At 39.6% G+C, this 14262-nt stretch carries 14 protein-coding genes; 7 read left to right on the plus strand and 7 right to left on the minus strand.

Annotated features, from left to right (window positions below; all coding sequences use genetic code 11):
* A partial coding sequence (locus P2W73_RS26575; RefSeq protein ID WP_276504841.1) for a hypothetical protein occupies positions 1 to 217 on the plus strand: 217 nt, incomplete at its 5' end.
* Between the two features lie 294 nt (positions 218 to 511).
* Here P2W73_RS26575 and P2W73_RS26580 read toward each other — a convergent pair.
* The 3 genes from P2W73_RS26580 to P2W73_RS26590 form a co-directional block, all read right to left on the minus strand.
* A complete protein-coding gene (locus P2W73_RS26580; protein WP_276504842.1) occupies positions 512 to 1039 on the minus strand; it encodes a Shedu immune nuclease family protein in 528 nt (175 codons plus the stop codon).
* Positions 1002 to 1715, minus strand: coding sequence for a hypothetical protein (locus P2W73_RS26585; RefSeq protein ID WP_276504843.1), 714 nt, complete (start codon positions 1713 to 1715; stop codon positions 1002 to 1004). Before P2W73_RS26585 ends, P2W73_RS26580 begins: the two co-directional genes overlap by 38 nt.
* An 86-nt stretch (positions 1716 to 1801) precedes the next feature.
* Positions 1802 to 2167, minus strand: a complete 366-nt coding sequence (locus P2W73_RS26590; RefSeq protein ID WP_276504844.1) for a hypothetical protein — start codon at positions 2165 to 2167, stop codon at positions 1802 to 1804.
* 246 nt (positions 2168 to 2413) lie between these two features.
* Here P2W73_RS26590 and P2W73_RS26595 point away from each other — a divergent pair, with 246 nt between their 5' ends.
* Entirely contained in the window at positions 2414 to 5263 is a 2850-nt protein-coding gene (locus P2W73_RS26595; protein WP_276504845.1) for an NACHT domain-containing protein, read from the plus strand.
* Between the two features lie 515 nt (positions 5264 to 5778).
* Here the strand turns inward: P2W73_RS26595 and ltrA are convergent.
* On the minus strand, positions 5779 to 7008 hold the full coding sequence (gene ltrA / locus P2W73_RS26665; protein ID WP_276504846.1) for a group II intron reverse transcriptase/maturase: 1230 nt from the start codon (positions 7006 to 7008) through the stop codon (positions 5779 to 5781).
* Between the two features lie 616 nt (positions 7009 to 7624).
* Between ltrA and P2W73_RS26670 the strand changes: the two genes are divergently transcribed.
* From P2W73_RS26670 to P2W73_RS25050, 4 genes are all read left to right on the plus strand, one after another.
* On the plus strand, positions 7625 to 7831 hold the full coding sequence (locus tag P2W73_RS26670) for a hypothetical protein (protein WP_276504847.1): 207 nt from the start codon (positions 7625 to 7627) through the stop codon (positions 7829 to 7831).
* Between the two features lie 361 nt (positions 7832 to 8192).
* Positions 8193 to 9974 carry an anti-phage protein gene (locus tag P2W73_RS26610; RefSeq protein WP_276504848.1) on the plus strand — a complete coding sequence of 594 codons (1782 nt, stop codon included), beginning with the start codon at positions 8193 to 8195 and terminating at the stop codon, positions 9972 to 9974.
* 30 nt (positions 9975 to 10004) lie between these two features.
* On the plus strand, positions 10005 to 10898 hold the full coding sequence (locus P2W73_RS25045; RefSeq protein ID WP_276504849.1) for a nucleotidyltransferase domain-containing protein: 894 nt from the start codon (positions 10005 to 10007) through the stop codon (positions 10896 to 10898).
* A gap of 25 nt (positions 10899 to 10923) precedes the next feature.
* Positions 10924 to 11832, plus strand: coding sequence for an anti-phage phospholipase (locus P2W73_RS25050; protein ID WP_276504850.1), 909 nt, complete (start codon positions 10924 to 10926; stop codon positions 11830 to 11832).
* 208 nt (positions 11833 to 12040) lie between these two features.
* On the opposite strand, the gene P2W73_RS25055 is transcribed toward P2W73_RS25050, so the two are convergent.
* The 3 genes from P2W73_RS25055 to P2W73_RS25065 form a co-directional block, all read right to left on the minus strand.
* Positions 12041 to 12355, minus strand: a complete 315-nt coding sequence (locus tag P2W73_RS25055; RefSeq protein ID WP_276504851.1) for a hypothetical protein — start codon at positions 12353 to 12355, stop codon at positions 12041 to 12043.
* Positions 12348 to 13145, minus strand: a complete 798-nt coding sequence (locus P2W73_RS25060; protein WP_338116899.1) for an SOS response-associated peptidase — start codon at positions 13143 to 13145, stop codon at positions 12348 to 12350. Before P2W73_RS25060 ends, P2W73_RS25055 begins: the two co-directional genes overlap by 8 nt.
* 186 nt (positions 13146 to 13331) lie before the next feature.
* Positions 13332 to 13745: a hypothetical protein gene (locus tag P2W73_RS25065; protein WP_276504853.1), complete on the minus strand. Its 414-nt coding sequence runs from the start codon at positions 13743 to 13745 to the stop codon at positions 13332 to 13334.
* 228 nt (positions 13746 to 13973) lie between these two features.
* Between P2W73_RS25065 and P2W73_RS25070 the strand changes: the two genes are divergently transcribed.
* Positions 13974 to 14123, plus strand: a complete 150-nt coding sequence (locus P2W73_RS25070) for a hypothetical protein (protein ID WP_276504854.1) — start codon at positions 13974 to 13976, stop codon at positions 14121 to 14123.
* Positions 14124 to 14262: the final 139 nt, after the last annotated feature.

A 14262-nucleotide genomic window follows, 5' to 3' on the forward strand; every position in this document is an offset into this window, starting at 1 on the left:
AAATCCAAAACCAGTCAATAGCTCTTTATTAGTATTTTTAAACCCACATCAAGCTCTTACTCTTATTGCCGACAACCAGGGTGGGTCAACATGCAGGAATCCTGGGTCAACATGGCAAGAATCTACATTAGACAGAGTTATAGATCTTCGTCCATTTGCTAGATTGGTACCAGCTCGTTTATTGTTAAAATATTATGATACTATACCATTTCAATAGCTTAGATGAAAAGATGCAAGCTGAGGCTATCTGGGAGCATGGAGTGCACATAGCTGATAGAATTGAGGGAGCATTTAAACTCATACTTTATCAAATCGAGTCTTTCTATGTAGAAGTTTGGTACAATCCCGCAGAAAACAGTATCCTTAAGTTTAGAAGTTTTAGTAGCACAACGCCATTGGAACCATATTTAGAAAAGATTGATATTCCCATTTAACAGTTCCATTCCTTGCCTATTGGAATTAAAAATCTTCCCCACATGAGCAAAGGATGAAATGCTGTATGCAGCCGTTCTTACTCAAAAACCTTATTCTTTTGATTTTTTAACCTTTCTAATAATTCATCATAAAGAATGATTTCTAAATTTTTTAAGGATGACCTTAATATTCTAAAATCTTCTTGCTTTTCTTTGGTATCAAGTTGCTTTGTGTGTCCCATTATAATATAAGCTCTTGGCTTTATTACATTTACTTTATGCCTTTTTTGACGTTCGATATCTTCTTCTAATATTTTTCTCCTGCTTTCGGCATAGTAAAGATACTTTTCCGCTTGTGTTAACGCCATAGTTGCATTTGGGTGCCAATAGTAGTTTCCTCTGTCCTGCTTCGGAGCTATTAATTCCGTTTGAGGCTTTTTAATCTCAAACATATCTAAGTAGCCTTGTGAATCAATTAAGCCAAAATCCACTTTTCTTGCTCCTGCTAATACAACGTTTAATTCGGGTATTGTTTTTACATATTTTGAGTCAATAAGGAATAGATTTCTTTCAAGAAATTCACCCCAATCACTCTCTAAAGTATTTTTGGCAAGCTTTTTCTTCAAATTCTTTTATAATGCCGTCAACTGTGATCGTATCAATTTTAACTTTCGTTCGTGTTATAAGCTTGGTTTTATAAGCATCAGATTTATACTTTGTTTTTAATAATGTCTCATAGAAATTCTCAATCTTTTCAAGATCGGCTGGCCCAATTCTTTCAATTACATCTTTGTCTAAATTTGAAAGTAATTTATTTAGCCTTTGTTGAGACGAAAGTTTTGTTTCAGGGTAGTGAGCTGGAAATGTTGTATAGAAAAATTCGTCGGCAAAATAACTTCTATCTCTTTTGTTTTCATTAGAGAGGTTAGTCATTTTTTCTTTGAAATATTCAAGATCTGAGTATTTCAAAGTGATAACTGTTTTCTTGCCTGTTTTTTTTATGCTGCTGTCTAAGGATTTATCAATTATGAAAGAGGCTGGTTTAAAGTGCTCGATTTTTTTATTAATGTAATAGAGTAATCCTTGTTTAATATAACCGTTTTCAGAAAATTCCTCCGGCAATGTCTTAAAGCCATTAAGTGTGATTTCTTTAAGGCAAAAGTCAGAAGGGAAAAATTTAATCACTAGACCCCTTTTGTCAATGCGAAAGACCAATTGTTTTTCGTCATCTTTCTCTTCGTCAAAAACATAAATTTCTTTTACCTCATTAGCTAAAAACTTGTATTCTGTCTGAAGTGCCATAATAGGTAGAATGTTGAATTAGGCTGCAAAAGAATTCAATGGCCCAATTAGCGGCACCATTTTAACATAAAATGAATGCAGTATATTTATTCTTTTAGTCGGATTTGAGATGTGTCATTAATGACGATCTGTGGTTTTTCCCGATGCAACTCCAACCTACCAATCACACAGATTTCCTTCTTTAGATAGAAATTTTCGGGCTTAAACTGCATTCTATCCCGCACATTCTGCCAGATTAGAACGGTCAACAACTGATTTGGATAAGCTGCGCCCAGGTTTAAAAAGGTGGGAGCATTGTCGGTATAACTGATATAACGAGCCGATGCTACCAGGCCACAAACGTGCACACTATCACCAATATGGTCTTTGGCTTGTTCTAACTTAATAGTCGTTTGGGAAAAGGTGGCCGCAGCGGCTAGCAATAATATAAAAGAAAGGAGAGCTTGCTTCATTGATAAGGTAATGGTGTATCGTAAATATAGAAACTTTTGACTAAAAGAAAGATGTGTATTTAATCTGTTTCTTTTGAAAAAAACATTCATTTTGCGATACAACTCCCAACTATGAACTTTTTCGATAATATTTCACCTAAGGGAAAGCTGCTTATTAGTATTGTTTTCTTGTCAATCACTGGTATTTGCCTTGCTTACTTCATTAATGGTACTGCATTAACGGTAGTTGTAACGATAGCCTTATGCATGATCTTTTATATTTCCAAAGGAATATGGTTGCCCGCTGATCATGGCAAAAATGGAATTAGAACGTTGTCGTTAGTTCTGTTCTTCTCATTGTTGGGAACTTATTCCTGGTGGGATGGATTAATAAATAACTATGCGGCTGAATTTTTACCAATTACGTTAGCAGGAGGGGATGCGGACAACCAGCCTTCAGCCATAACGCTGATTGCAGGATTACTTGCAATAATTATCGTCAATTATTTTATTAGGGATAGAACCGCAATGGTTACACACAGCGTAGCCATAGACAAGGATTTCCCCGAGAAAGATTTTCAGGCAAGACTAACTCAGTATGTCAAAGTATTGGACAATCATTTAAACAATATTGACTTAGACACGAATTGGAGTGATTATAATTTTACACCGATAGAAGCAGAAGTGGAAGTCATAAGTGAGTCTCGCCGAAAGAAAAAGATTTCAGATTTGATGAAGGGAATTCGTGCTGATCGTAAAAGTCAGTCATTTCTGGTACTTGGAGATCCGGGTTCGGGTAAAAGCGTTGCCTTAAGAAAATTAGCCAGGGACCTATTAAAAGAGGTTCCCAAGTCCGGGAAAATTCCAATTTATATAAACTTGAAGGAATGGATTGTTGACAAAAGATGGACTGCTGAAAATCCTCCGACTGTATCAGCTCTTCTGGAGTTTGTATTGAAAAACTTGAAAGACAGAAGCGATGTATTTGCCTATGAATTTCTAGATACATACTTTGTTAAGATGTATGATCATGGCAGGCTTTTTTTTCTGTTAGATTCTTTCGATGAAATACCAGGAGTTTTGGATGCTAGTGAATCTTCATGGGTGCTGGATGAGTTATCGGATGTGATATATAAATTTCTCGCAGGTGCACATGATTCCCGTGGTATACTTGCATCAAGGGTTTTTAGAAAGCCCACAGCCAAATTCAAGGCAAAAACTACTTTCGAGCTCAGGCCTTTTTCAGAACTAAAGATTGAACAAACTTTTAACCGTAGTATTCAGGGGATCGATCCGAAATTTTTTGTGGAGCTTTTCAAAAACAGGCCTCATTTAGTTCCCATTGCTAGAAATCCTTTCTTATCCAATCTCATGATCGGTTATTGCAAGGACAATAAAATGTCATTTCCTAAGAACCAGGCTCAAATTTTTGAAAGTTATCTGGATAAAAGGTTGGATCAAGTACAAGATAAGGTCAAGCTGGTAGGGTTAACGAAAGATGAGATACTATATTTTTGTAAGAATGTATCCTACTTCTTGTTTTCTTCCGAAAAGTATGGTCTTGAAATAGAAACGGCTGAATTAATTCACAATTATCATGAGTTTGAAACAGAGAAGCTTGATTCAATAATTGAACTTTTGACATTTGCAAAAATTGCACGATTGGGACCGGGACGACGGTTCAGTTTTGTTCACAGGCGGTTTCATGAGTATTTTGCTGTAATGTATCTGAAGACGATGCCGGAATTAATCCCACTAAACAGTATTCCGGAAGATAGCAGATGGCGTGACGCCTTAGTGTTGTTTTGTGAAATAGGGGACGATGATTCGGTAAGAAAGATCGCAGAATATTGCTGGTCGGAGATTATTCACTTGCAAGGCGAAGGTATCTCCAGGGATGTAAAACAATTTCTCAGATCAATGCACTCATTACGGTTCCTTGCGGAAGCGTTTAAAATTCGTAGGTCAATTTTGGACATTCATCTTGTCGATCTGAAAGCATTAATCAGATCCAGTCTTGATTCGAAACAGAGTTTGCTTGTCAAGAAGTATTGCTTAGAAGCAACAGGGCTGCTTCCGACAGATGATCTGGAGGAGATAGTGCTGATGGCTTTTGGCCAGAAAAGTTCCATGCTTCAAGAAATTGCCTTCAAATCGAGCCGGTACCTTCCCAGGTTCAACAAGAAGATAGAAAATAATATTATCGATTTTGTGATGTCATACGAAGTGCTACCGTTGCTTAAAAAAGAAAAGGAGCTAACCTTTTCCCTGAGTTTGTCGGACGCTTTTATAAATATAAAGAAGCATTTAAGTTACAGGTGTATAGATTACCGGTCATTAATTGTGGGGGCTACTATTTTGTTCTTTTTTCAACCAATCCTTGCGGTTTTAGGGGTTGGCGTTTATATAACAATTTCACGATTGGTCTCTTTCTTTGATCCGGCTGGCCGAACCGGCCGGAATGTGATCGTAGCGGTAAGCAGAGTTATGGCCTGTACCTTCCTCGCTGGCATTGCCGACCCAGGAATTTACTATGAATTCTTTTGGTTTATGAGCTATTCAAGCGACATGGTAAAACAGGTTGTTTATTACGGTACGATTTCCATGTATCTGTTCATCTTCCCTTTTTGGGACTTGTTTTTCTTCATACGGCGAAATAAAGAACACTTTAAATGGCCAGATCTCCAGACGTTACTCATTTTTGTAGCGATGATATCCTTTCCAATTCTTATTTTATATATTAATCGCTATGAAATTGCAAGGGGGATACTGGCTGGTATATTTAGATGGGTGGTTATACCCTTTTTGATAATTGCGGCTGGAATAGCGTTGTTTTATTTATTGAAGTTGGTTACATCAATAGCCAGGGATTACAAGCTATACAGAATGTTGAAATCACACTTAATAAGAGATACTATGCTTAACCGGAGTTACATTGAAGAAAACTTTTACAAGTTTAAATTATCCCGTTTTCGATACTTGTATGTTAGGGCACTGTATGATTTTTCCGTAGTTGCCGATGGAGATTGGAATGATCATACACTTCCCAATACAGGAGATGATGAAGCCAGTTCTTTATTAACACAAATGGAAGAGAAGTGGCTTAAGTTAGCATAGACAAAAACCACATCGTTCCTTGACTACCTTGAATGCTTTTGGAGACATTCTGTGGTTTGCAGACCAGTTCATGCAGATAAAACGAATTTTGCCAAGGAGCAAGGTAAAGCTATTGTCATGACTAATGCAAACGACGAGGTAATTTATATGTTGCAAACAGTAGCAAGGACGCAGAATAAAGGGACAGAGATTATGAAAAAGTGCCTGTTTATAATTATACTGACTGGAAAAAATTAGAAAGATTCCTGTTGTCAGTATAAGGAATCAATATTTTTAGAAAATTGCCCGGTGTTATGACCGGGCTTTTTTTATTGTACAAAATAAAAGGTGAAATAAGTCTATTGGATTTATAAACAAATGGTATTAGATTAGCGCCTTGCCGAGTAGGCAAGGGCGTTTCAGCCCAAGCCTCTCACAGAACCGGACATAATACTCTCGCATTATCACGGCTCTTACAAGTCAGACGATAAGTGCCTTTATATAGGCGACTTACTTTTCAATCTTTCACATTTTGCTTATGGGTGCGACAACTTCCAATGCTCAAAAAGACCGGGATTTGTTTTGTAGATGCCGCTAAGCCACTTCTCCGCTTTTCTTATATTCATCTTCCTGTAATTGGCTACCCATTTGGTAAGACGTAAATTCAAGCGCCACCAAAGGTGTACGGTTTCCCATTTGTTAAATACACAATAGTAGTTTATCCATCCTCTTGTTTTCTGGTTTATCTTCTTCGCCAGTTCCTGGATTCTACCACTGAACTTGTATATCTCCATTTCCCTGATCCTGGCTGTTACACTTTTCTTAGCCTTGCGGCTCATAACAGGTGTAAACAGTAGCATGTTTCCATTCTTTGTCTTGCACCATTTAGGCCGGTAGGTATGCCCTAAGAAATCAAAGCTTACGTTCTTATGCTTCTCCATTCTATTCTTGCTTCTGCAATAAGCAATATGTGTTTTCTCCATGTTTAATGTCAGCCGGCATTCTTTCATTCTCTCTGCTATCTTTTCCTTCATAAAGATTGCCTGCTTTTCACTTTTACAATGGATAATTGCATCATCGCAGTATCGTTCAAATGGAATATTTGGAAAATACTTTTCCATCCATTTGTCCAATGTGAAGTGTAAGAAGATATTCGCCAACAAAGGGCTGATTACCGATCCTTGAACGGAGCCTTCGGTTCGTGTTTCAACACTGCCATCCTCCTTCAGAGTTCCTGCTTTCAGCCAGCGTTCCACATACAGCAATATCCATTTGTCGTTTGTATAATGGCGAAGTGCCTTTAGCATCAACTCATGGTCTATCGTATCGAAGAATGACTTAATGTCTAAGTCCAGTACCCAGTTATGCCGATAGCACCGCTCCAAGCTTTTCTGTAAGGCTTGATGTGCATTTTTATTCCGGCGATAACCATAACTGTCCGGGTGGAATGTATGATCCACCTTTGGTTCCAGATACGCTTTAACCACCTGTTGAGCGATACGGTCTTCTACTGTCGCTATCCCCAATGACCTGTAACCGCCATCTTTCTTTGGTATCAATTTCTCCCGCACATTGGCAGGATAATATGACCCGGAAGTGAGCCGGTTCCAGAGTTTGTACAGGTTTGCAGACAGCTTCACTCCGTATTCTTCAAGACTTACACCATCTACTCCGGCAGCTTTGCCATTGGCTTTGATTTCTTTGAAGGCATCCAGCACCATTTTCTTTGTGATTGGATGCGCCTTTGTTTCATAATAATCAATCATCCCTTTTTACAGTTGTCGGTTAAATGAAACTAACTTGTTCAGCCCCTTCGCTACTCCCTGTTTTCACAGGGCATCATCGCTATTACGGGCTGATCCGCCCCTGCATGAATACATCGGTATTTGCCTTGCAGGTTCACTGCTTGTGCTTTCCCTCAATCGTCTTTCATGCAAGTTCCCTTGTTCCGTTAACGTGCCTGAAACAGATTCCTGCCACCTATATACCGGCTGTTGCTTAGTCCGCACCAGTTTACCGCTCCTAAGCCTTATTCCCGAACTCCTATGAAAGTTTCGGTTTGAACAGCGTCTTTACCTTATAACGATACGTCATCGGTGGTTCACTTGCGTTCAGCTCTCTGTTTCTTACCTGACGGATTTGATTCCGCCTTTTCTTGCTCGTTCAATACCACTTCCTTTCGGATAGCAGCACCAGCAAGCGGTTTGCCGGGGCTGTCTGTCAGACCCGGCGGTGTTCTACCACCATCACATTAACAGCATGGCTTACTATATTTGTGAAGCCTTCAAGGCACAACATAGGATAAGGTTTAATGGTTAATGGTTTTTGATTAGGGCCCCTGGCATATACTTGCCGGGGTTCTTTATTAAAAAAATGAACGACATGAAATATTTAATTTCCTTCTTATTACTTTTTGGCGTTGCACTTGCTTCCTTTGGCCAAGAGATCATTAAGCTAGATGACGTAAGCAAACATGTAGGCGATAGTGTAAAAGTATGCGGCAAAGTATATGGTATACGATACCTGGAACAAGCGAAGAATAGCCCGACGTTTATTAATGTTGGGGTGCTTATCCAAATCAACTATTAACGATTGTGATATGGGGAGATGTAAGGAAGAAGTTTGAAAAGATGTCTGAGGAGTTGTTTAAGGATAAGGAGATTTTTGTGACGGGGAAGATTGAGTTGTATAAGGGGAAAGAGCAAGTTTCGGTGAAAGAACCTCAACAAATTGTTCTGGCTGATTAGAACAATAACGCTACTCAATGGCTCGACTCATTGCAGAATTTTTACCGCAAGTTTTCGGATCATACATATATCCGTGGTTATAAAATGAGCAACGACGTACTTAAACCGCAATTACTGTATCCTAAAACGGCTTATCTCTTAATTGACGTTAACGAGCAGGTAGTATTTATGAATGGCAAGAAGCTAAACCCATATCACAAAGTATGAGTAAGTATCCAAAAACATTGACATATTATATGTGGGGATGGCAAGTTCATTTCCGGATATCTTGTAAAACAAATGCTGAAAGTCTGTTTAATCATTTTGATCGAGGATTGAAACCACATGTTTTCATGGTGGGCATTGCAAATAAAAGCGATAAGAATCCTGTACTATGTTTTGAACCTGAAGATCAGGATGTATTTGCCGGTGATTTTGCCAGGTTAAGTGAAGTGGTCAATAACATCCTTGATACAGATCCCGATAAGGACATGCTTTACTCTGGTCCTGGCATGCAAGAAGTGATGGATGTAAGACGGAGGAGGGAGGCAGTCAGAAAGGGTGTTGAAATTATCTTAAGTGAGTCAGTTGAAAACAAGTCGGGCTACTGGTATCATTGTTCAGATGCAGCACAAATTGGAGGATATCATGTTTATGTTGTTTTGGGCCTAGTAAAAGAAGTATATGATAGCTACACATTTCTCATGAAAACATTATTGGACGACCGGAGACTTCGCATTTATCAATCAGTACTGGAAACTGCGGTAGAAGCGTATTTGAAAGAGAAATGGAAAAACTTGAATATGCCGGAGGCGGGTAAGAATTTGAGTATGGACTCTAGGCCAACCGAAGATTTGTTGCGTGAGGCCGCGAGGAATTTTATGTATACGGTCTCCAGTAAAGGAAAGGAATTTATGGGATTGCACGGATTGTTTGATATCTGCGATAAAATCTCAACCTATTCTTATGAAGGCTCTCAGAATACGGGTCATTTAATTATAGCGGACAAGTCGGATAAGGAAATTGAAATGGTATTTGAGTTAAAAGAATCATTTGAAATTAATGATCTTCGAAAGACGCGAAAGCTCCTTCAGTTATCAAATGAACAGTTGGGTGTTATCTGTGACTCGTACAATATCTTTGGTTTGGGACGCGTTCACACTGAATACGCGAAATCAAGTGAGTCAATTTTTGATATTCATTTTATAGCTACACATTGCTGGAGAGTGAAGCATCATGACAATGTGGTTTTGGAAATGAGATATGGTTTGCCGGAATTTACAACTGAGGTAATTCCTCGAAATAAATTTGGTTCTGATATCAAAAGAATATTTGTAAACACATCTAACGATCAAATAGAAAATCTGTACAAACTTGCCATTGCAGCAACCAAGCAGGCGAATGGGTCAATGCTGGTGGTGGTTAATGATGCAGCCCAGGAGGCGGAACGGCTGAATATTCAATGCCTTCCTGTTAAGCCCGTTTCATTAAGTGAGGATTCAGTGATGCAACTAACTTCTATCGATGGAGCAGTATTGTTAAACACTGATGGAACCGCTTTTGCATACGGTGTTATTCTGGATGGAATCGTAGGAACGAAGGGAGACTCATCGCGGGGCTCACGGTACAACTCTGCTATTACTTACCTTGAATACAGGGGTAATGCTAAGCCTACCTTCATTATTGTTGTGTCTGAAGATGGTTTTGTAGACATCCTGCCATCGCTTAGGCCAAGAGTCAAACATTCTAATATTCTTCATAATCTAGATTTGTTGCGGCAGTTATCAACGCAGGAAAATCCGGAGGTTGCCTTATATAACAAATTGATGAGCTACTTTAACAGCACGAGATTCTATTTAGCTAAGGAAGAGTGTATACGGGTAAATGAACTTCAAAAGGTAATTGAGGGAAAGCAAAAAGATGACGCAATAAGGATAATATACGAGGACTACTCGCCTCATCCGGAGATGAACAATTCCTACTATGAGGATGAAGTACAACTATGAATTGTTGTGTTAAAAATATAAACTTATCATATGGCAAAATTCACCGAAACTAACTTTGATGCCTGGCGAAAACCGGCAAGTGACCACGAGGAGGTCAAACTGGAGTCAGCTCGTCAACTTGTTAATAAGGCGCTTGATAATAGTGCCGAATTGGCAAAAATAAAATATGAAGTATTTGGGCAGGGATCTTATGCAAATGATACGAATGTCAGGCTTAACAGTGATATTGATCTGAACGTAATGTATCGGGATGAGTTTTTCTATGAACTTCCAACTGGAAAGACAAATAAGGATTTCAATTTTGAGCTTTCAGATAAGTTGGCATTTGGGGCTTATAAGGACATGATCGAGCGGGCTCTGGTGAATGAATTTGGACGAGACTTCGTAAAAAGACAGAACAAGTGTCTGAGGGTTTTGGCTACAGATACGCGGGAAGAATGTGATGTAGTACCTACTTTTGAGTTTAGAAGATTTTCGGAGAACGGAAATTTTGTAACGGGCGTTCGATTCGTTAGCGATGAAGGAAAAGCAATCAAAGGTTTTCCAAAACAACACACGGCCAATGCAATCGAGAAAAACAAGCTGACCGGGCGAAGTTTCAAACGGGCTACCCGCATTTTCAAGCGCCTTAGGCATAAAATGAAGAGTGATAATGTTGCGTTCCCGGATTCGATAACCTCCTTTCTCATTGAATGCCTGATGTGGAATGTGCCCAATAAGATTTACAATGAGTCAACCACCTGGTCTGGTATTGTCCGAGAATCTATAATTTACCTTTATAATGCGACGAAGGCGAAAGAGACCTGTAAGGAGTGGGGAGAGGTTTCTGAGTTACTGTATCTCTTTCATTCAGGCAGAAAATGGACGGTTGAAGGTGTGAACGAGTTTCTGGTGATTTTATGGAACTATCTTGAGTTAGAATAAAATGTCGTAACGCAAATTAAATAGTATGCCATTTAGAATACTATCATTGGATGGCGGCGGATCGAGAGGAGTGTATTCGCTCGGCGCTTTGAACGAGGTGGAAAAGACGCTCGGTTCCCCACTGCATAATCATTTTGATCTTATATTCGGCACGAGCACCGGTGCCATTATAGCTGCGCTGATTGCACTCGGTATACCTGTGGACGAGATCAATAAATTGTATTGCGAACTCATCCCAAAAATCATGAGAGGTTCCGGAAGGGCGGAACGCTCAAATAGCTTGCAGGAACACTGCGATAATATCTTTGGAGAGGCGACCTTTAATGACGTAAAGACCGGAATAGGGATAGTTGCCATGAATTACAACGATACCAAGCCCTTGATATTTAAAGCGGATGTGAAGCAGACTTATTCTCGGCAGGCAACCTTTAAGCCGGGTTTTGGGTGTACAATTTCTACAGCCGTACAGGCATCCTCCGCTGCTTACCCGATCTTTAAAATGAAAGAAGTGGTAACGGAAAACCAAGGGACTATCCTCGCCGTCGATGGTGGTTTTATTGCCAATAACCCTTTGTTCTTTGCCATAACCGATGCTACAGGCGCACTGAAACATTCATTGGATGATTTAAGGGTGCTGAGTGTAGGGACCGGTAATTTCGTAGAGAAGCGTATCAGTCGAATAACAGCTTTGTTGAAGCGGTTGAAATTTGTCGAGCTGTTCGATCGCACACTAAAAGCTAATTCAACCACTACAGAAATTCTGATAAAATTCCTGTACCCAACTTTGAAAATGGTAAGAATTAATGAATCCTTTAATCAACCTCAATACGGTACAAATATGGTGGAGTCTGATCCAAAAAAGTTGGGGACATTATTCAGGTTAGGAAGGGAATCTTACGCAAAATTTGAAAAGCAAATAAAGGAGTTGTTTTAGCATTTCGAAACAGCGACACAGTTATGGCAGGCCTATTCGATTAATTCATGAATTTCTCCCGGATTATTAGCCCGACTAAAACTGAGATACAATTCTTGCGTAAGGCCAGACGAACGATAACTTAGGGTCAAATCGTATTTTGATAACACTCCGCAACTGTTTGCCTTATATTCAAGAGTTACTGGAATCTCGTCCATGAATTTGACTGCTAAGGCTTGTTCTTAAATTTATTCACAGGCTTAGGACGGCCAGCCAAATAGTAATCAAGTTCGTTTTGAATTTTCATTATATTTTGAGCATTGTCTTTAATGTTTCCGCTCATTTCAAAATTCATTTCTTTTATTTTCCATTGGCCTGTATGCTTTGTCAATAGCTTTTCCATGATCATGAGTTTTTCACCCGCAAATATTTTGAACCGGATAACCTGTTCGGATTTATGCAATATCTCTACCTGCATCCGGTAAATATGTTTTTTTTCATCGATGTAGTTAATGATAAATATTTCAAAGGCTTCGTTATCCATGTGGCAGGTTTAGTTCTTTTGGATATTCAAACGGCTCTGTCGGGTCTTCCTTTTTCAGAAAGTCTTTTGATATGGTCCATGCCTCCATATTATCACTGGGCAATTGATAGGAGGCTATTTCCATAATTCTTTCTTCGCTCAGCCCGTCCTGGATCCATTCCCAGGCCAAATCTTCAGGCAGGATTGTCGGCATTCTATGCTGTGCGTTATGAATCTCATGCATCATTTCATTTGCCGGCGCTGTAACGATTGCAAAGGTATCGGCGGACTGACCTCTCAAATAGTTTGTCCATACCCTCGACACCCCGGCCATAAAAAAATATTCCTTTGGATTATCTTTTACAGTAATGTAATAAGGGTATTTATCCGTCGACTTTAATACTTCCCCTCTATACTTCCCTACCCTGCCAATTTTTGCTTTATTATACCATTCATAAAAACCAGTTGAAAGAACCAGGCAGCGCCCATGTAAAGCACCCTCACGAAACATAGATGGTTTCCCTCTTTCGGCAACAAGTAAAGTTTCTGATCTTGCATTTAGCCAGGTATAAAGCTCTCTACTTCGCTTTAGATCAAACTCGTCGAGAACACTAGCGGGGATATACTCCCAATGTGTCATCCTGATTTCAAAGTCCTTTCCTTCGGCTAATGGTTTGATAATAGGCCAGTCCCGGTAATCAAATCCATTTTGCGCAGGTCTATTAAGGCGAAGGTTTTTCAATTCCTTCTCAATGTTCATTAGTCTAATGAACTCAGCTCTCGAAACCTTGCATCCATTATAAGTACACATGAAATCAAGTTAGTGATTACTTCGAAAATGAAAAAGCCCCGTAGAAACCATTGATTTACTCCGGGCCGAATTTTATTCAGAGCTTGTGTGTTAGCGATGGATGAGGAAATAGGTAATCGGATTGACATACGAAAATCGACCTCGAAGAATTAAGAGAAAAAAACGAACAACGCCGTAGCGGAATAATCAATTTAACCTTAAAAGAATATTTCGTTCAACCTTACACCATTCTATTAACTTTTGCAGGACCGGGGGATTTTGCAGGTGTTTAAATAGCCGCCTGTTTCTTGCAGAGTCTTTTAACCAGGTATCCAATATTTGCTGTTCTTCCACAGTAATGACCTTTTCCTGCTGGCGAACAATGAGACCGGCGATGGCCCATAGTTCGATGACATCGGATGTTTCATACATAAACTCTTCGGGATTGAAGACATTATTGTCAAAGTCTTCGGTGAGGTCTTCAAACACAATCATGTTTTCGTCCGACTCACAAATCCAATCATCCAATTCATCTTTTTGTGTTTCGGTAAGGCTGTTTTGCAGAAAACCCATAACAAGCCGGGCATGGTACAGGGAAATGAGTTGATTATTCTTTTCCATAGTAAGAGATTTATTGAAACAAGAACAAGCATTACTTTTTAAAGTTAGGCATTTATAGAAATTGTACGAGCCGCACTGAATAATGATACCCCGGCTATTTAAGGCTTCACCACGACTATCAGGGGTTACACGTAATCCATTTTTCTATTGCATTCATTGACCTGATGTTTGGGTTGTAAATGAATGCTGCTACCATGCAGTGAATTAGTAAACTTAAACCTGACGAACATGAAATCAACTGAATTGCTCTTTTCAAAGCCCATGAACCTGGAGGGGCTGGAGACAAGATTTAAAGCAGCCGCGAACGGTATCGTTCGTTTTTTTGACGATAGCTGTTGTATCGATACCCAGCCACCACTGCCACCAGGCAATAAGTAAACGGGAGCTACCGCTGCTTTGAAAGTGACCCCGGCGCCGCCCGTTGCCGGGGTTTCTTTAACCCTTCGGCAGGCTCACCCTTCGACTCTTCCGCTCTTCGGCAGGGTCAGAGCTCAGAACTCAGGGTTTAGGGTGACAG

Source organism: Terrimonas pollutisoli (assembly GCF_029360765.1).
Classification (GTDB): Bacteria; Bacteroidota; Bacteroidia; order Chitinophagales; family Chitinophagaceae; genus Terrimonas_B; species Terrimonas_B pollutisoli.